This window comes from Nitrosomonas communis, from assembly GCF_001007935.1.
In the GTDB taxonomy this organism is placed as follows: Bacteria; Pseudomonadota; Gammaproteobacteria; order Burkholderiales; family Nitrosomonadaceae; genus Nitrosomonas; species Nitrosomonas communis.
On the sequence record NZ_CP011451.1, the window covers coordinates 2,351,255 to 2,368,097 of the forward strand.

At 44.7% G+C, this 16,843-nt stretch carries 18 protein-coding genes and 7 pseudogenes; 13 read left to right on the plus strand and 12 right to left on the minus strand.

Translation table 11 applies throughout. The annotated features are described in order from the left end of the window. Window positions 1-7: 7 nt before the first annotated feature. Complete coding sequence (locus AAW31_RS22135; protein ID WP_046851391.1) at window positions 8-214, minus strand: hypothetical protein; 207 nt, start codon at window positions 212-214, stop codon at window positions 8-10. 504 nt (window positions 215-718) lie between these two features. Between AAW31_RS22135 and AAW31_RS10665 the strand changes: the two genes are divergently transcribed. Continuing rightward, window positions 719-1,111, plus strand: a complete 393-nt coding sequence (locus tag AAW31_RS10665) for a hypothetical protein (RefSeq protein ID WP_046851701.1) — start codon at window positions 719-721, stop codon at window positions 1,109-1,111. A 348-nt stretch (window positions 1,112-1,459) separates the two neighbouring features. Here the strand turns inward: AAW31_RS10665 and AAW31_RS10670 are convergent. From AAW31_RS10670 to AAW31_RS19000, 5 genes and pseudogenes are all read right to left on the minus strand, one after another. Beyond that, window positions 1,460-2,573: pseudogene (locus tag AAW31_RS10670) on the minus strand (ISAs1 family transposase). Between the two features lie 97 nt (window positions 2,574-2,670). Continuing rightward, a pseudogene (locus AAW31_RS22140) lies at window positions 2,671-3,182 on the minus strand (IS630 family transposase). Continuing rightward, window positions 3,169-3,537: a helix-turn-helix domain-containing protein gene (locus AAW31_RS23640; RefSeq protein ID WP_082110564.1), complete on the minus strand. Its 369-nt coding sequence runs from the start codon at window positions 3,535-3,537 to the stop codon at window positions 3,169-3,171. The pseudogene AAW31_RS22140 and the gene AAW31_RS23640 overlap by 14 nt, the downstream one beginning before the upstream one ends. 24 nt (window positions 3,538-3,561) lie before the next feature. Then, window positions 3,562-3,747: a hypothetical protein gene (locus tag AAW31_RS20730; RefSeq protein WP_144412926.1), complete on the minus strand. Its 186-nt coding sequence runs from the start codon at window positions 3,745-3,747 to the stop codon at window positions 3,562-3,564. Window positions 3,748-4,068: 321 nt separating this feature from the next. Beyond that, window positions 4,069-4,383 (minus strand): hypothetical protein, encoded by a 315-nt coding sequence (locus AAW31_RS19000; RefSeq protein WP_052752204.1) that lies wholly within the window; start codon window positions 4,381-4,383, stop codon window positions 4,069-4,071. A 207-nt stretch (window positions 4,384-4,590) separates the two neighbouring features. Between AAW31_RS19000 and AAW31_RS22145 the strand changes: the two genes are divergently transcribed. The 4 genes and pseudogenes from AAW31_RS22145 to AAW31_RS10710 all read left to right on the plus strand — a co-directional run bounded on the left by AAW31_RS22145 (window position 4,591) and on the right by AAW31_RS10710 (window position 8,680). Continuing rightward, the gene (locus AAW31_RS22145; RefSeq protein ID WP_200899609.1) at window positions 4,591-4,794 is read left to right on the plus strand and encodes a hypothetical protein; all 204 of its coding nucleotides are present in this window, start codon (window positions 4,591-4,593) and stop codon (window positions 4,792-4,794) included. 224 nt (window positions 4,795-5,018) lie between these two features. Then, window positions 5,019-6,576: pseudogene (locus AAW31_RS10695) on the plus strand (IS3 family transposase). A gap of 533 nt (window positions 6,577-7,109) precedes the next feature. Beyond that, window positions 7,110-8,283: pseudogene (locus AAW31_RS10705) on the plus strand (IS3 family transposase). A gap of 199 nt (window positions 8,284-8,482) precedes the next feature. Beyond that, the gene (locus tag AAW31_RS10710) at window positions 8,483-8,680 is read left to right on the plus strand and encodes a hypothetical protein (RefSeq protein WP_046850218.1); all 198 of its coding nucleotides are present in this window, start codon (window positions 8,483-8,485) and stop codon (window positions 8,678-8,680) included. A gap of 135 nt (window positions 8,681-8,815) precedes the next feature. Here AAW31_RS10710 and AAW31_RS10715 read toward each other — a convergent pair whose 3' ends face one another. Beyond that, window positions 8,816-9,106, minus strand: a complete 291-nt coding sequence (locus AAW31_RS10715; protein ID WP_046850219.1) for a hypothetical protein — start codon at window positions 9,104-9,106, stop codon at window positions 8,816-8,818. A gap of 132 nt (window positions 9,107-9,238) precedes the next feature. Between AAW31_RS10715 and AAW31_RS10720 the strand changes: the two genes are divergently transcribed. Beyond that, a complete protein-coding gene (locus AAW31_RS10720) occupies window positions 9,239-9,484 on the plus strand; it encodes a hypothetical protein (RefSeq protein WP_046850220.1) in 246 nt (81 codons plus the stop codon). 340 nt (window positions 9,485-9,824) lie between these two features. On the opposite strand, the pseudogene AAW31_RS23645 reads toward AAW31_RS10720, so the two are convergent. After that, window positions 9,825-11,014: pseudogene (locus AAW31_RS23645) on the minus strand (ISAzo13 family transposase). A 200-nt stretch (window positions 11,015-11,214) separates the two neighbouring features. Further along, window positions 11,215-11,499: a hypothetical protein gene (locus AAW31_RS10730; protein ID WP_046850221.1), complete on the minus strand. Its 285-nt coding sequence runs from the start codon at window positions 11,497-11,499 to the stop codon at window positions 11,215-11,217. Window positions 11,500-11,764: 265 nt separating this feature from the next. Between AAW31_RS10730 and AAW31_RS23145 the strand changes: the two genes are divergently transcribed. Continuing rightward, window positions 11,765-11,890, plus strand: a complete 126-nt coding sequence (locus AAW31_RS23145; protein ID WP_258920390.1) for a hypothetical protein — start codon at window positions 11,765-11,767, stop codon at window positions 11,888-11,890. A 231-nt stretch (window positions 11,891-12,121) separates the two neighbouring features. On the opposite strand, the gene AAW31_RS10735 is transcribed toward AAW31_RS23145, so the two are convergent. From AAW31_RS10735 to AAW31_RS10745, 3 genes are all read right to left on the minus strand, one after another. Further along, a complete protein-coding gene (locus tag AAW31_RS10735) occupies window positions 12,122-12,415 on the minus strand; it encodes a hypothetical protein (RefSeq protein WP_046850222.1) in 294 nt (97 codons plus the stop codon). Between the two features lie 96 nt (window positions 12,416-12,511). Continuing rightward, the gene (locus AAW31_RS10740; RefSeq protein WP_046850223.1) at window positions 12,512-12,928 is read right to left on the minus strand and encodes a type II toxin-antitoxin system HicB family antitoxin; all 417 of its coding nucleotides are present in this window, start codon (window positions 12,926-12,928) and stop codon (window positions 12,512-12,514) included. After that, window positions 12,925-13,110 carry a type II toxin-antitoxin system HicA family toxin gene (locus AAW31_RS10745; protein WP_046850224.1) on the minus strand — a complete coding sequence of 62 codons (186 nt, stop codon included), beginning with the start codon at window positions 13,108-13,110 and terminating at the stop codon, window positions 12,925-12,927. The genes AAW31_RS10740 and AAW31_RS10745 overlap by 4 nt, the downstream gene beginning before the upstream one ends. Window positions 13,111-13,234: 124 nt before the next feature. Between AAW31_RS10745 and AAW31_RS22160 the strand changes: the two genes are divergently transcribed. The 6 genes and pseudogenes from AAW31_RS22160 to AAW31_RS19950 all read left to right on the plus strand — a co-directional run. Then, window positions 13,235-13,627, plus strand: a complete 393-nt coding sequence (locus AAW31_RS22160) for an antA/AntB antirepressor family protein (protein ID WP_046850225.1) — start codon at window positions 13,235-13,237, stop codon at window positions 13,625-13,627. A 110-nt stretch (window positions 13,628-13,737) separates the two neighbouring features. Further along, the gene (locus tag AAW31_RS22165; protein ID WP_046851391.1) at window positions 13,738-13,944 is read left to right on the plus strand and encodes a hypothetical protein; all 207 of its coding nucleotides are present in this window, start codon (window positions 13,738-13,740) and stop codon (window positions 13,942-13,944) included. Window positions 13,945-13,951: 7 nt separating this feature from the next. Further along, window positions 13,952-14,374, plus strand: a complete 423-nt coding sequence (locus tag AAW31_RS22170; RefSeq protein WP_052752205.1) for an ISAzo13-like element transposase-related protein — start codon at window positions 13,952-13,954, stop codon at window positions 14,372-14,374. 23 nt (window positions 14,375-14,397) lie between these two features. Further along, window positions 14,398-15,383 (plus strand): annotated as a pseudogene (locus AAW31_RS10770) (IS3 family transposase); the annotation flags it as partial. Between the two features lie 230 nt (window positions 15,384-15,613). Further along, window positions 15,614-16,504 (plus strand): IS110 family RNA-guided transposase, encoded by an 891-nt coding sequence (locus tag AAW31_RS10775; RefSeq protein ID WP_200899612.1) that lies wholly within the window; start codon window positions 15,614-15,616, stop codon window positions 16,502-16,504. A gap of 12 nt (window positions 16,505-16,516) precedes the next feature. Then, a pseudogene (locus AAW31_RS19950) lies at window positions 16,517-16,708 on the plus strand (IS3 family transposase); the annotation flags it as partial. Between the last annotated feature and the right edge of the window lie 135 nt (window positions 16,709-16,843).

The window sequence follows — 16,843 nt, forward strand, 5'->3', positions numbered from 1 at the left end:
TGCATTTTTACGTCCCGCACCTTTTTTTTCTGATCCGGCTCGGCGCAGGATCCTCACTCACTTCCAGTTCTACCAGACCACGTCGCACCGTCTTGGGATCCATATCAAATAACCCAGACACATACTCAATACCGCCGTGCCCTAGCTTGGCCGCTTCAATCCCCGCATACCGCCGCCGATCCTTTTCTGATAGCAGCAGAAACAACCGCTGCATCTTCAGTTCAATGCTTTTATCGTAAACAGCCACAATTTGTCATTCACCAATTATAAATTGGCTTTATTATCCATAATCCTGCATGAACATTCTAATCCAATTTCTGGAAGTTATTTTTGACGACATACTTAAATCAGTCATTCCAGATGTAAGGCTTATAGCATAACTACATATACCATCTTATTGTATCTATAAAAGATACAATTAATTTCTTATTTTAGTACTTATTTATTTTGCTTTAAGTCGATATTATACAGCTTAAGAAAGTGATCATACTGAAGTATGAAGCTAAATGTATTAAAAACCATAATGTTATTATAAGTAATAGTCAAAACTATAGATGCTGAGAATTGGAATAAAATATTCTAATTAAACGATAGAGCGTGTATAAGATGTTTCCTGTAAAGAGCGTATTATCAGCATGGTTATTCCTAAAATAAGACCCGTACAAAATTATTCAGCAAATAAAGGAGCAATGTTAAGTTGTTTAATGGAGGTATTATGATGAAAACGAATATCTGTTGGTTGGCTCTATTAGCGATTGGTTTTTTATCCGGCTGCGCCCAAATGAGTCCGATAGCAAGCACTTTGAGTGATGAGGAGCTTGTTGCGAATCAACATTTCATAGAACCTAGTAATCATGATGCCGTGGCTAAACATTACGAAGATGTAGCCAGAGAGATGAAAGCCAAATTAAATGCGCAGAAAGAACAGCTCGAGGAATATGAAAGACACAATTACTACTATGGAAGAAAAGGACAAAACTTCCGCTCGCATACTTGGGCTAATATCAGACATTTAGAAAACTCTGTCAAAGAGAATTTGGAAGAGGCTGCCATGCATCGAAAAATGGCACAAGATCAACAAAGACGAGATCTCAGTTTAATAGCTAAATAGAATATATACTCTCAATTAAATTAATAAGTATTTAGAAAAAAAACATCTACATTCCAGAAATCAAGGAATCCTATAACGGCCGCGCTATCCTTGCAGATACGCGGTTTTTCTTTTCAGAAAGAATGACAAATAGTGAAAGGACATTTGATGCCTGATCATGTCCGCATGTGCATTAGTATTCCGTCGAAATACTCGGCGTCCCACATTGGGATATATCAAAGAGAAAAGCGCAATATCGGTTGCACGGAGATTTATGGGAAAAGCAAGGAATTTTACAGGTGTAAGTTTTTACAGGTGTAAGTTTTTGGGTGCGTATTTATTTGTATCTACGGTGCAGGGCAATCGCGCTTAAATTATCCCAATAACTCGGAGTAAATATTCATTATCCCATCCGGCTTTTAAACGCTTGGTCTTGATGCCAACCTTGGATGTTTTTTCGGCCTTGATCAGATTCAGGGCGATATGCCGGATCACAGCCAGATTCGCAGCACTATGCCCCTTGCGAGTCCGATTGCTGTCTTTATCAAAGGCGATATCAAGCACCCAGTGCAAATTGTTCTCTATCGCCCAATGCGCCCGCACCACACGCTCTAATCGCTCCGGATCATTCGCATCAAGGCTACTGATGAAATAGCGTATTTCCTCGGTCACTTTGTTATCGGTTTCTCTTGTGGCGGTAATGGCAATAATGCTTCGTAAGCTTTTCCAGTCATGCCGTTCCTGGAGCCAGGCTATATCGGCTGTTGCTCGAATTGAGCGGGTTTCAATTCGACCATGCTCACCTTCATAGCTAACCAAGGTTACTTTCGGCGATAAAGATGACGTGAAAAATGTTTTCACATCGTCGTGTAGGGTACCCTGATTGCCTTTCAGGCTAAACACATAGTCACCGCCTTGCTGTTTAATCTGTTCGGCAATTTTCTTCTGGCAGCCCATGGCGTCGATCGTAATCACTGCCCCTGCGATATCAAGCCTTGAAAGCAATTTGGGAATGGCAGTGATTTCATTTGATTTGTCATCGACTTTAACCTGGCCTAATACCAGATTGTTGTGCTGAGCCCAAGCGCTGACCATGTGGATGGCGGCTTTTTTTGAAGCCTGGTCAAGGCTACGTCTTAAACACTTGCCATCTATCGCAATCACTTCGCCTTCGGTGAGGCTGGCCAGGTCAGCAACCCAGCGGGAAAAACAAACGCTGAACTGCTCGGTATCAATGGCGGCGTAAACTTCTCCGAAGGTATCATGCGAAGGGATGCCATGCTTTAAACCCAGCAATTCGGTGAACCACGCCTCTTTTGCCAAGCCAAATTGTTCAATGGCAACCCACATCTGCACCACAAATCGTAGCGCAGATACTGATAAAGAAAATATCTGGTAGCTGATGTTTCTTTTGTCTGTTTACTCGAGGATCTTGAATGCTCGAAAAGTGATGGATAATTGAAGGTGTTGGCTTTGCTATCATCTAAAATCAAAATGATAGTGTTATTACCTTATCTAAATTCTATTTTCAAGCACTTTTAAGCGCGATTGCCCTGATCTACGGTGGAGTTATTCTATTTCTATTTCATAAGTGAATTTATAATCCAAGGCCATGCGACGATAGATTGGACACATTCACGATCTTTTTCCATGTCGCGCATTGCTGCTTCCAGGTGATTTTCAAGCGCGTCCAGGCTATCAAACATACGATTATGGAATGATTCCTCTCGTAGCCCATCCCAAAGATTCTCAACAGGGTTGAGTTCCGGTGAGTAGGGTGGCAACATAAGTAAACGCAGATTATGTGGCAGCTTAGGGTGTGACTACGATGCCATCCTGCCCCATCCAGCGCCAGGATAATCCGGTCATTGGGATGACGTGACGCTACTTCATCCAGAAATAGCTGCCTGCAGTAGCTATTAACCTGGGGCAGGATAAGCGTATCCAGTTCACCATCAGCGATAGAGACAGCAGCATAAGCATAGACATATTCCCGGGTGATCATTGCCTGGCATAGTGGTCGTATAGGTTTGGGACACCAACCTCGGCGTGTATCGGAAACATGCCCGAAGCGAGCTTCATCCTGAAACATCAGACGAAGTATCCCTTCTGCTTGCCACTCCTGGTCGATTTCGATGAGAGTAGCACGCAGTTTTCTTCCACTCGTCCTGAGCGAGTGCGTCAGCTTCGGGATGGCGCTTGTCAGGGGTTAATTTGCGCCAACCATGACGGTGCAGCAGGTAGTAGTAGGTGGCTGCGGGCGATGTCTTGTGTTTTAAGCGTGCATCTAATGCCTGCTTGATTTCGCTTACAATCAGAACACCTCCAGCCGCTGCTTTTTCGATAAAAGGCGTCAGAAAGGTAACTTCTTCTTCACGGGAAAGATTCTCGCGCCGTCGCCCACCACGGGTAGGCTTGGTTGTGTCGTATATGCCGCCATTGCGGATGAAACGTCTTCGAAGCTGGCACGCCTAGCCTATTGAAACACCTGTTGCGGTAGCTGTCTGCTCCATTGATAAGCCAAGTTCCAAAGGTAGCAGTACAGCCTGTGCTTGCTTTAATTCTTCTATTGTTCGGGCATTAATCAGTAATGCCCTTGCTTGTTCCAAAACTTCTTTACCACTTGCCGCTCGTGCCATCACCATACTTCCTTTCATAAGTTGCTTCTATTATTTCACTTATGAACTGATGTTACGCAGCCTTTAACTTTTGCAACTCCGCATAAGCCTGTTGGGTTGCCTTAATAGATAGCTTCGCCCGCAGGGCGAAATGGTTGGCCTTATGCTTGATCTTCAAACATTCCAGCTTAAATACGGCGTAAATGGACATGAACACGTGGTTACATTGCGTGGTTACCCCGTCCGGGTCGGCGGCTTTGCTAGCGCCGCATTGGATTTCAACGACTTGTGAAACACTTCGACTTTCCACCGTTTTTGGTAGATCGCCGCTATTTGTCCACCTTCGCAGAAAAAGCTACTCTAAACCAGATTCAACGTGCCTGTGCTGCCGTCCTTGTTGGTAAAGACCCGCCGTACCAAAAGCACTTCCTGATCGAAGCCTTTCAGCCAGCAGCGCACTGCCTGCCGATCCGATAACGCCAGTTCGCTTACCTTGACGAAATGGCCTTGTTGTTTGTCTTCCAGCGTCAGTGCTACCTGCCGGTTATCCTTCAACGCCGCCACGAAATGCTTACCTGAACGCAGTACCGCCTCAAAGTTCTCTGTCGCTGCGAACCAGATATCGAACAGCACGTAACGAAATTTAAGTGGGTTGTTTACGCATGTCTTGAGCATGTCCCCCGCAACAACTCGTTCTTGTTGACATCACTGGTGCGCTTTGACGCTGCAATATTGCAACGGCTTGCGAATCATTTCGAAAGCCACCGGGATCGATACCTCATCATTGTAATGCGAATTAAGAGCTGAAATAGAAGCCAGTCCATCAATAACGTTAAACTATTGAGGAAGACATCACCCAACCTCAATCAATCAAAGTAATCAATGAACTGGCAAAACCGATTAATAACCATTTATCTCTATGTTTGCAAGCATTATCAGCAAAATCTTTGGATTTATAGTCAGAGAATGAGTAATCACGCGGATTTAAGCTTCAGCGACGAAGAAGTCATTACTCTCTACCTGTTCGGTGTGGTCGACAAGCATAGAGCGATCAAAAGTATTTATAAGTACGCAGATCGCCATTGATGCGATTGGTTTCCACGACTTCCAGATTATGTGGCTTATGTTCAGCGCTTGAATCGGGTAGCCGATATGTTTGCACCTTTATTAGCACTGATTCAGCAAAAACAGGAAACCATAAATCCCGGGCAAGTTTGGCTGATCGATTCATTTCCAGTAGCCTCCCTATGTGTCAGGATACCTTTCACCGCAGTTGAAACCTAAAAACTTGAAGGGCGAAGTGAGAGGACATGAAGCAAAAGAGTTATTCAAAAGAATTTAAGGAATCAGTCATCAAGAAGATGATGCCACCCAATGCGGTATCTGTTCCCCAATTGTGTAAAGAAACAGGCGTATCTGATGTTACGCTGTATAAATGGAGAAAAGAATACAGGAATAGGGGGATCGCAGTGCCGGGAGATAACAGTAAAGCAGATGACTGGACAGCAGAAGATAAGCTGGCGGTTGTCATAGAAACAGCTGGTTTGAATAGCGCACAACTGAGTGAATATTGCTGCAGTAAAGGGGCTTGTACTCAGAACAGATTGATCAATGGAAAACGGCAGCACTGTCAGGGTATCAACGCCATGCCCAGGCTGAGAAAGAAAAGAATCGCTATCGTCAGGAAGAGCGGAAGCAGATAAAGCGTCTGGAAGCTGAACTCAGACGCAAAGAAAAAGCACTGGCAGAAACAGCCGCGCTGCTGGTGCTGTCAAAAAAGTGCGAAGCCATCTGGGGGGTGAGCGAGGAAGATTGATCTGCGCGCAGGATCGTCAGATGGCCATACAATTAATAACAGAAGCAGTGAATCAAGGTGTACGGCAACGATTGGCCTGTGAGGTGATCGGCATCAGCAGCCGCACGCTGCAATACTGGCATCACATTGGCCTGGAAGATCGTCGGCAGATAGTCGAGAAAACGCCTGCCAATAAACTCAGTGAGCAGGAAAGAAAGCATATCCTCGACGTTTGTAACAGTAAAGAATTCTGCAGCCAGACACCTAAACAGATTGTCCCTGCCCTAGCAGACAAAGCTATTTATCTGGCGTCAGAAAGCAGTTTCTACCGCATTTTACGTAATGCTGGCCAATTGCATCGCCGAGGCCGTACGGCCAATCCAGACACGACAAAGAAACCGACAACCTATATGGCAGATGGACCCAATCAGGTGTGGTCATGGGACATTACCTATCTGGCCAGTACGCTCAAAGGCGTATTCTTTTACCTGTATCTGTTCATGGATATCTATAGTCGTAAAATTGTAGGCTGGGAAGTCTATGAGAATGAATCATCGGAACGAGCTGCTGATGTTTTGCGAAAAACCCGGTTGACTGAAGTATTACCCATCCACCAGAAGGTGGTATTACATTCAGATAATGGCAGCCCGATGAAAGGGGCCACCATGCTGGCAACAATGCAGAAGCTGGGTGTTGTTCCATCATTCAGCCGCCCTTCGGTGAGTAACGATAATCCGTATTCAGAGGCATTATTCAAAACTTTGAAATATACACCTGCTTATCCATCCAAACCTTTTGAAAGTCTTGACGAGGCACGCCAATGGGTGCTGCATTTTGTTGACTGGTATAACCACTGTCATCGCCATGGCGGCATAAAATATGTGACACCAACACAGCGCCATCATGGTGATGATGTGACTCTTCTTGAACAGCGAAAACGTCTCTATGAGGAAGCGAAAAAGAAGCATCCGGAACGTTGGTCAGGCGAAACCCGAAACTGGTCACACGAATCAACAGTCAGGCTTAATCCCGGTAATACGCAACCAAAAACCACGATGGAAAAGGTTGCTTAAATAATGTATTCAAGCGAAAAGTATGTTGACACCTACCGTTACTTACGAATTTCGCTACCAAAGAAGTAGCGCAGCTTGAAAAGCCTGGCGTCCATCGTTCGGTCATTACCAAAATTGCCATTTTCAACTCGATTGAGGTGGAACGACAATTTAATGCAGATTGCCAGAATCAGTTTATCAAATTATTCGTCAAATTTTTGTGAGTTGTCATTTTTTAGATGCAAATAGCATCTACTGCGTTCTTCGTGAAGAAGCTAAATATTTATGCAGGTGTGAGATGGAAAAAATTTAATTGATTGGGTTAAGTAGGGCGGTTGGTGCAGGTAAAAGCACGGTGGCTCAGGATTTGAGGGATTTATATGGTTTTCTGAAACCACATTTAAAGAAGATATGGTGTGCTGCCTGGCTTATATATTCGAGGTGGACATAGATATCTTCAATGACCGCGATCTGAAGGAAAAACCGCATGATGATATGGTCTAATAGACTCGGACACTCCAGTTAAGAGAAAATAGTCTTAATTGGAGGATGAAATGGAACCTAGGAAACACTATACAAAGGAATTCAAGCTGGATGCAATCAGCTTGGTACTGGATCAGGGATTAACGATAGCAGAAGCTGCCAGAAACCTGGAAATCAGGGCTAACATGCTTGGGCGATGGATCAGGGAAAGCCAGGCGGATACTAATGGTCAGGCATTCCGCGGTAATGGGAAACTGACACCGGAGCAGGAAGAAATCCGGCGGCTTAAACTAGAAAACAAGCAATTAAAGCTTGAGCGGCAAATACTAAAGGAGGCGGCGGTCTTTTTCGCGAAAGAAACGAAGTGAAGTATTCGTTCATCACCCAAAAGAAAAAGACCTACCCGGTCGGCCTCATGTGCCGGCTATTGGGTGTCAGTCGCAGTGCTTGACTCATGACTATGAACAACGCTGCTGCAATTGCCCGGATGATCTACACCACAGGCAACTACTTAATGCTGTGCAGAATATTGCAAAATCATGCGATTATACCTATGGCAGTCGCAGGATGAAGCGAGCGCTAAGTGCCTTGGGCTATCGGGTTGGTCGCTGGAAGGCGAGAAGACTAATGCAAGAAGCCGGGATACAAGTGAAACACCGGAAGAAATACAAGGTGACGACGGACAGCAATCACCCGTTGCCAGTGTTTGAGAACCAATTGAATCGGCAATTTACGGTTGCCAGACCGGATCAAGTCTATGTTTGCGACATTACCTGCATTTGGACTCAGGAAGGCTGGCTGTATCTGGCGATTGTTATCGATTTGTTCTCCCGAAAGGTGGTGGGCTGGAGTATGAGCTCACGGATGAAAGCAACACTGGTTTGTGATGCATTACGAATGGCGATCTGGCTACGCCGGCCACCGCCTGGCCTGATCGTGCATTCGGATCGTGGGTCGCAGTATGCTAGTAAAGCATACCGCAATCTACTGAAAGCATACGGTTTTATTGGCAGCATGAGTCGTCTGGGAAATTGTTGGGATAATGCGGTTGCGGAAAGTTTCTTTGGCAGCCTCAAGCAGGAACGCTGCCAATGGCGGCATTACCAAACCCGCCATGCAGCACAGCAGGATATTTTGCAGTATATCGCCGTGTTTTATAACAACCAAAGACTGCATTCATACCTGGATTACAAAAGTCCGAATCAATATGAAGCAGAAGCAGCAGAATCGATAAAAGCAGCTTAACTGAGGTGTCCGATTTTACTTGACCACGTCATGATGATCTGCTTGGCAAATCACCTAGGGATGTGATGCAGTCGTTTGGTGTTGAATAGGGCAGAAAATTGATCCATCCGGATATCTGGGTGAAGAGAGTTGAGAATTTGATTGGCCATTATCTGCGATTGGTTTTATCTGATGTGCGCTTCGACAATGTGAAGCACAGATGATCAAGCGCAATGGCGGGGTGATCTGGCATATCGAGCGCAAGAATAACCTATTTGCAGTCAATACCGAGCATGAAAGTGAGCGTAGTATTGATGATAAGCATATCGATTGGGTCATTCATAACGATGTGGATCTGGATCATTTGCGTGCTGAAGTTGCTGATGCAATGGCAGGAATAACAAAGCAAGAGGAATAACTATGTGTTTTCTTAGATTTTTTGTTATTGCTTGGGGAGGTCTCTTGGGGATGATCTTCGTCAAGCAAATCCTCGCATTTTGCAAGTGGGAGAGAAAACGCGAGGAAGAGCGTGAACTGAAAAAGAATAAAGAAATTATTTAGAAGGTTCTATGATGAAAGCTGATTCTTTCCCGCAATCATCGCATAAGAAGACCGCGTCTTTTACGCCCAATGATTTAAATGTAGGGTTAGGTCGGCTCCCAGTCCTTCTCAGGTTAGATGAGCCGCAATGGTCGCACACATCTTCTGAATTAATGTTTGAAGAACGAGCCTCTAAAGCTGCAATTCTTTGTTCTAGCTCAGGGATCTTTTTTACTAGAGCCTGCATTTCTTTCCATTCAGCTCTATCTTTAATGATATCCCAAGCATCTTTCATGATTCCCATGGCTTCTCCTTTGTTGTTAATAGCTTGTTGGAGCTTTCTATTTTATCAGCATTGGAGAGCCCTTCTTTTTTGCGCACAAACTTCTCCAGATGCTTTGCAAGGAAATTTATCAACCTTAAAGGAGAAAACGATATGACAAACGACGAATATTCCATGCTTTTTGGAAAACAGACGCATATTAAAGATCAATCGATCAAGGCATACAATGAATCACAACGTCTTTATCGTGAGTTGCAATCTTGGATGCACGAATTGCATCTCCATAAGATGAATGAGCAGTTAACAGCTCGCGGTCATACGCTGGTCGATCAATTGTTCGAGAGCAAAAAACTGGAGGCTTATTGGAAGCTGAAGAAATCCAAATCAACAAGGCTTTAGCAGGGCAATCCAAACCGCCAGAAGGTAACGCCTGATATTAATTTACCAACCAAAAAGGAGAAAATAATATGACTAATTATGAAGCGATTGGACGTTATCACGTAGCAGTGAAAAGAGTTCAAGAACTAATAGCGAAACGAAACAATTCCCTGACTAGAACGTCTGCGTTGATAAATAACGGGCTCAATATAAACCATACAACACGCATATCATCGGAAAATGCTGCAATTTCGAGGCATTGCAAAACTTACTGACTGAAGCTGAGAGCATCAATGATGAATTAATTAAGGAATCAGGATTTAATAACCCCAGAAATTATGCTGGCAGATGGAATAGCAACCTAATTCCATTTCGGTAAAAACGGGTCAAACTCAATGGTGATATTTTCTTTAAAGCCATCCGCCACTTTGCGCCCAGTTTCAAATACCCTATCCATAATTGAGATAAAGACCTTTAGTCCCTGAGAAGTTTTTGCTTTACTCATGACTGCTTTGACCCGCTCGACACTGGTAAAAATAACTCCACTACAAGCTTTGGTGATATGAGGAAATAATCGATGCTCTATGGGATTATATTTTGACGTGTACGGGGGATAGTGAGCGATACGAATCTCAATAGCCAATTCATCTGCCAATTTCTGTAACTCCTCTTTAAAGATAGCGTGGCGTGCATTATTGCTGCCTCCACAGTCGCAGAGCAATAAAATACTCGTCGCCTTTGGATAGTCCAGTTGACCATAGTTCAACCACCCATGCCGGATACAGGTGCAAGCGAATTCAGAGGTATCATGGCTCGTGCCTAATACGATATAGCCGCTTTTGCGATGGATGTCATACAGCCCATGAGGCACAATTTTACTGTCTGCCAAGGATGCAAAATCATGATCATTGACCCGCACGACCTCAGTGGTATAGAGCTTTCCGGGGCGATAAAAATTACCGATCAATTCTTTTTTTTAACGTCCATACTCATCACCGGATTACCCTGGACCCGGTACTCTTCTTTGAGGCGCTCGATATTTTTGAACTGCTCGTCCCGATGCGGCAGGTTCTTTTTCCCGGCTTCAACCTTGAAGGCTTGACGGCGGCGAAAATGATGTTTGTCGAGCAATTGATCAACAACGGTCACACTCACGCTAAATCCGCACTGTTTTAGCTTCTCAGCCATTTCGCTGCGGCTCAAATTTGACCACTTTACGGATTCATCTATTGGTGAGCCGGCAGTATGATTTTTTAACATCTCTAAAAAAGCTTCATCCAGCCCTGCCATCGTCTCCACAACTGACTTTCGCCCACCTCCTGCTTGCCGAATACGTTTCTCCTTTTCAAGCAACGGCATCTTTAACTCTTTCAGGCCACGGCTAACGGTGCCTTCATCGCAGTGTAATACCTGACAAAGGTAGGTGATCCCTCCGTGACCCAGCTTTGCCGCCTCAACGGCAGCATAGCGGCGGCGGTCTTTTTCCGATAAGCTGTGATAAAAATTGCGCATTTGCGCTTCGACTCCCGGGGCATAGGTGGTTATCTTCATTGTCAAAACATAACCGAAATACTCTATCAGCGGCAACTTAATTTACAACTCAAAGCTCTGGAGTTATTGAATCCTCGTTCCTAAGCTAATTGAAGTAATCAATTCTCTTGCCCCAATAGCGGAAGAACCAGAAATCAAACTAGATTGATTAGGTAACACATGCTCATGACATATCTAGCTTCTCTGACTTACCCCGGCACTCAGGACTCAATTAAATCCTGCGTGGCTTGTTGGATTACGATCGCAGATACGCCATTTTGTTTTAGCGCTTCGATAAAACGCGCTATTGATATGCCGGAATATCTATATTTGTCTCGGTGCAACCCTTCATTAATGTATGACTTTATCAATTCCTGGTATTCGGGAAATTCTGTAATTGACGCTATTCTTTTCAGGGAGTCCACTACATCAAGCGGAACATTTCTTGTAATGGACACCATGGGGCGGTCTTTCTGCAAGAATTCTTTAGAGTGTTCAGAAAACATAATGGGATTCCTCTTATGATTTTGTACGAAATTCAGGAATTTTTTCAGAAATTGTACCAAATTTGATCGCAACTTAAATGCAAATTAAGAGATGAAATATATCTCAACTCATCAATTAAATGGGGAGGCATTTAAGAGCTTGGCACCGCTAACCACTCGGGCTTATCCAGATTTAATCAACGCTACTTTCTTATAAAAAGGAGAAAAAATGAGTGCAATTATTTACGGTCCGTAAGGATATGGAAAAACGAGAAATTCTGAGAAGTTGACAAAACACTTGGGCTTATCCAACATTCTGGATGAATTTATACCAGGACAAGAACTGCCAGAAGATACGCTGGCATTAACTCATGTGCCTGGTATGGAAGGGCACTTAATTATGATGATGTGATGCTGGCTAATATTTTCAGACGCTCAAGGCAAGCATTCATGTTGGCATCGCTTTCAGTAGGGATACAGCCGTCGTTATACAGGTATATCCTATCGACGTTGGAATCACCTTTCCATGATAGCTTGGCTGCTATTGTTGGTGTGATGCCTTGGATTTCTGTTGATATTAGATATGCTTGGTATTCGAGAAGGTCAGACGTAATGAATCCGAGCGGTTTTCAGGATGCCGCTCTTAACGCGGCAGAGCTATTAGCTCAAATCCGTAACCTCGGACCAACGCAGCCTTGTACTGCGCTCTTAATTGTGCTTTCAACTTCAAAACAGCGGAAGGAGTTGTTACAGAGACTTCTAGGATCTCTGTTAGGTGATATCCATAATTTATCAAGGCAGAACGAGCCAGTGTCAAAGCCTCTTCCAGAGATTGCGCAGCAATGAAAATGATTGCATTAACATCGACAACATATTCGCCATTAGTTGAGTCTTTTACGTGTAACGCATCTGCGGTAACTAGGTATATCTCTTTCATGGTCTTTCCTTTGCTGGTAATAGCTTTCTGTAAATTACTGTTCAACCATCACAGGAAAAATCACTTGTTATATTGCTCTTGCTGCGCTTACCAACATTATTCAAACGACAAAACTAGCTTTTTGCCAAGCACAGAAGCGACTTTGTCAAGCTGTTTGAGGGACGGCCAATGATGGGGATTTTCGAGACGTTGAGCAGAAGGCCAGGAAGTTTCCAAGGTACGTGCAATTTCGGCAAGCGAACGGTCACCACGTGCCCAACGGATCAGCAAAGCGGACTGTACTCGCGCATCAGGCGCGATGTGGTAGGCATCTTTTACATTTTCACTGGGGCGTGGAATCTCACGTCCATCCTCAAGATATATTTGAAGGAGTGCAGTCAATACCTCTGCGCCGTTAAACACACATTCATCGAATGTGTCGCCTTGCGTAAATGCTTCCTCAATATCGAGGAATTGCACAACAAACCCGAGGGGTTCTTGCGGTTCAAATACTGCTGGATAACACGTATTCATTGTAGTTTTACTCCTGTCAGTTTTTCAATCTTAGCAACCAAACTCTTGCCAAGGCCGGTAGAGCCATGAAGTGTAATCGGAACATACTTGCCTTTTTTCCCCATGATTTGGTGGCTGCCATTGATGTGTTTGAATTCCCAGCCTTCAGATTCAAGTTTCTTGATGATTTGTTTTCTGTTCATATTTTAAATGATATATCCATTTTGGTATATTATAGAGAGATATTTAAGAATTTGACAATCACTTGTTATACGGGCTTATCCTTTCCATGCCACGGAAAAAACGTGGCCAGGTTTGGAAGCCTAAATGAGGCGGCGAAGGATATTAGCCGCGCGTATCAAGCAGTGCGGCTTTTTTTGTGCCTCAGTGCGTCCGTTTGTTTATGGGCGGGCTGAACAGGGAGCCGCAAGGCTCGCAAGTGCCTCACTTGTCTTCCAACCTGTTCAGTTTCCGCCCACCATGTTTGGAAGCGTGGCAGGCGGTTCGTACAACGAACTTGAGGCACACATCATGACACATACCGATTTAGTAACGGTATTCACCAGCACGATTCAGCATCAATCTATCCAACTCTGCAATGCACGTGACCTGCATCAATTTTTAGAGTCTCAGCAGCAATTTGCTAATTGGATTAAAAATCGCATTGAGCAATACGGTTTTGTTAAAGACGAAGACTACTTAGGATGTCGTCAAAAATAACTTCCAGAAATTGGATTAGAATGTTCATGCAGGATTATGGATAATAAAGCCAATTTATAATTGGTGAATGACAAATTGTGGCTGTTTACGATAAAAGCATTGAACTGAAGATGCAGCGGTTGTTTCTGCTGCTATCAGAAAAGGATCGGCGGCGGTATGCGGGGATTGAAGCGGCCAAGCTAGGGCACGGCGGTATTGAGTATGTGTCTGGGTTATTTGATATGGATCCCAAGACGGTGCGACGTGGTCTGGTAGAACTGGAAGTGAGTGAGGATCCTGCGCCGAGCCGGATCAGAAAAAAAAGGTGCGGGACGTAAAAATGCAATGGTTCACAAGCCTACCCTGGAAGAAAATTTCCTCAGGCTACTTGCGGAATTTACCGCCGGCGATCCGATGCGCGAAGGTGTCTTATGGACCAATCTATCACGTTGCGAAATTAGTCGCCGCCTGGCTGAAATGGGCACATCAGCAAGTCGGTACACGGTACGTAAATTATTAAAGAAACATGGTTTAGGACAGCGTAAAACGCGTAAGAAAAAAACGCTGGGAGCCCATCCTGATCGGGATGCCCAGTTTCAAAACATTGCCAGACTTAAGGCAGCGTATATGGCCAAGGAAGAGCCTGTGATCAGTATTGATTCCAAAAAGAAGGAATTGATTGGCAATTTCAGTCGAGAAGGTTACACCTATACACAGACGCCTGTAGATGATGTGGCTACACTAAACCGGACACACAATTTAAACTAATCTGAAAAGAGTGTGATCCTAATATGAAGCGAGAAAAAACCAAAACTTATACAGCCGAATTTAGAGCGTCAGCAGTTAAGCTGGCCAACGAATCAAGTAAACCTGTTGCACAAACGGCCAGAGATCTGGGCGTAAACGAAAATACCCTGCATACCTGGATTAACAAATACAGTCAACCACTGGATCAGGACAAAGCAGTACGTACTGACGATCATTTATATGAAGAGTTAAAGCGCCTGAAGAAAGAAAATGCTCGCTTGACGGAGGAGCGTGATTTATTAAAAAAGGCAGCGGCGTACTTTGCCAAGGAGCAACGATGAAGTACGCATGGATCAAAGAGCATGTTAACGAGTTTGCAGTCGACTCGATGTGCTGTTTTATGGAAGTTTCTCGAAGCGCTTATTATGCCTGGCTGCACCGTGTCCAAACTAACAGGGAAAAGGATGATATTGAGCTAACGACAATTATCCGGAATGTTTTCAGGAACAGCCGTGCTACCTATGGCACCCGACGTATTCGGGAATCGCTAGTCAGGTGGGATCGAACCGTCAGCCGTCGACAAATAGGACGGTTGATGCGAGAAGCTGATCTGGTGTGCAAAACGAAACAAAAATTTAAAGCCACTACAAATTCCAAACATGATTTGCCCATTTCGCCTAATCAACTGGATCGGCAATTTAACGTACACCAGCCCGACCAGGTGTATGTGGGGGACATCACTTACATTCATACTCAGGAAGGCTGGTTGTATTTAGCCGTGGTAATTGATCTGTATTCACGACAAGTGGTAGGTTGGTCAATGGCAGACCATATGCGAACAAAGCTGGTGAATGATGCGCTGCTGATGGCTATTTGGCAACGAAAATCTGCGAAGGACTTGTTGTGGCATAGTGACCGCGGCAGTCAATACGCATCGGATAGCCACCGGGCGTTATTAAAACAGCATGGCATCCGACAAAGTATGAGTCGAAAAGGTAACTGCTGGGATACTCAGTTTAATATGTCATGGAATGCCTGACTTGATCTGACTCGTGCTGGGATTGGCGAAGTGCCTTTGCGTTGACCTGTCGATCTGGTCCAGGTATTCCCCGAGCGTTGCCGGGCCCAATACTCGTGACCTAATAGGAGCCTTGAATTTGCACCGTGAGTGTCCTGTCCGGTAACTGGGGTTGGTAATGCACTAATCTTGATTAAGGAGTATGAATATGGACGGCACACTGGTTAAAAATGAAGTTATTCTTGGCGTTGATACCCATTGAGGGTACAGGAACATATGGCGCTGGTCTTGCCCGTTTATTGCGCGAACAGGGTATTGAAGTATGGGAAGTCAATCGTCCTGATCGTGCCAAGCGCCGACTTCAAGGAAAATCTGATCCGACTGATGCTGAGAGTGCAGCACGCACAGTACTTTCCGGTAATGCAACGGCAACGCCAAAGTCACAGTCAGGCGTGGCTGAAGCGCTGCGTATGTTATCGGTTGCCAGACGTAGTGCAGTCAAGGCAAGAACACAAACCATCAATCAACTCAGATCGTTATTAATCAGTGCACCGGATGATCTGCGTGAACGACTCTGGAAAACCAAACCGGAGGAATGCGTAGCAGGCTGTGCACGACTTCGGAAGGCAAAAGGCAGTGTTTTGCATAAAACATTAGCTGCAACACTTCGTTTGCTGGCCAAGCGCTGGCTAATGCTTTCAGCGGAACTAAAAGAGATCGATGTGACGCTTGATCGTTTGACAAGTCAATCAGCGAAGCGCCTTCGAAATCAGTTTGGAGTCGGGCCGCAAACGGCAGCGACACTTATTGCCGTAGCGGGAGATAATCCAGAACGTTTAAGGAATGAAGCGGCCTTGGCTGCGTTATGTGGAGTAAGTCCACTGCAGGCTTCCTCTGGAAAAACTATCCGCCATCGATTAAATCGAGGAGGCAATCGATCTGCAAACAACGCGTTATGGACCATCGCGATGGTACGTATGCGCAGCGAACCAAGAACCCAAAGTTATGTGGCACGACGCGCTGCTCAAGGGATGTCAAACAAAGAAATTCAACGCTGCCTGAAGCGTTACATTGTTCGTGAATTGTATCCCCTTATTCTCGCAGATTTATCTGATGCTGCTGCAATTACTTGACATAGGAGCGTCAACGCGGTATCGGAAAGCTTCTTCCACACTCTGAAAACAGAGCTGATACATCATCAGCCCTATCAAACTCGCGATGAAGCTAAACAAGCTGTATTTGAGTATATTGAGGTGTTTTACAACCGTGAGCGACTGCATTCAGCCAATGGATATTTATCACCGCTAGACTACGAATTGCAGCACAAAGCTGCTTAACATTGTGTCCAGAAAAATGTTGACACATCATTGTGCATAACGGAGCAGAATTAGCCCCAAGACGGGGTCTTTATATTCCGCAGCGGTTAGTTTGGAATTGGCACGCAGGTTATCCCTATGTGTCAGGATACCTTT

Excerpts from the sequence above, each read along its gene's own strand:
- AAW31_RS10720 (WP_046850220.1), top strand. The coding sequence starts at position 9,239 with ATGACAAACGACGAATATTCCATGCTTTTTGGAAAACAGACGCATATT.
- AAW31_RS22135 (WP_046851391.1), bottom strand. The coding sequence starts at position 214 with ATGCAGCGGTTGTTTCTGCTGCTATCAGAAAAGGATCGGCGGCGGTAT.
- AAW31_RS10715 (WP_046850219.1), bottom strand. The coding sequence starts at position 9,106 with ATGGGAATCATGAAAGATGCTTGGGATATCATTAAAGATAGAGCTGAA.
- AAW31_RS10730 (WP_046850221.1), bottom strand. The coding sequence starts at position 11,499 with ATGTTTTCTGAACACTCTAAAGAATTCTTGCAGAAAGACCGCCCCATG.
- AAW31_RS22145 (WP_200899609.1), top strand. The coding sequence starts at position 4,591 with ATGAACTGGCAAAACCGATTAATAACCATTTATCTCTATGTTTGCAAG.
- AAW31_RS19000 (WP_052752204.1), bottom strand. The coding sequence starts at position 4,383 with ATGCTCAAGACATGCGTAAACAACCCACTTAAATTTCGTTACGTGCTG.
- AAW31_RS22160 (WP_046850225.1), top strand. The coding sequence starts at position 13,235 with ATGAGGCGGCGAAGGATATTAGCCGCGCGTATCAAGCAGTGCGGCTTT.
- AAW31_RS10735 (WP_046850222.1), bottom strand. The coding sequence starts at position 12,415 with ATGAAAGAGATATACCTAGTTACCGCAGATGCGTTACACGTAAAAGAC.
- AAW31_RS10665 (WP_046851701.1), top strand. The coding sequence starts at position 719 with ATGAAAACGAATATCTGTTGGTTGGCTCTATTAGCGATTGGTTTTTTA.
- AAW31_RS22165 (WP_046851391.1), top strand. The coding sequence starts at position 13,738 with ATGCAGCGGTTGTTTCTGCTGCTATCAGAAAAGGATCGGCGGCGGTAT.
- AAW31_RS10745 (WP_046850224.1), bottom strand. The coding sequence starts at position 13,110 with ATGAACAGAAAACAAATCATCAAGAAACTTGAATCTGAAGGCTGGGAA.
- AAW31_RS22170 (WP_052752205.1), top strand. The coding sequence starts at position 13,952 with ATGGTTCACAAGCCTACCCTGGAAGAAAATTTCCTCAGGCTACTTGCG.
- AAW31_RS20730 (WP_144412926.1), bottom strand. The coding sequence starts at position 3,747 with ATGAAAGGAAGTATGGTGATGGCACGAGCGGCAAGTGGTAAAGAAGTT.
- AAW31_RS10710 (WP_046850218.1), top strand. The coding sequence starts at position 8,483 with ATGATCAAGCGCAATGGCGGGGTGATCTGGCATATCGAGCGCAAGAAT.
- AAW31_RS10740 (WP_046850223.1), bottom strand. The coding sequence starts at position 12,928 with ATGAATACGTGTTATCCAGCAGTATTTGAACCGCAAGAACCCCTCGGG.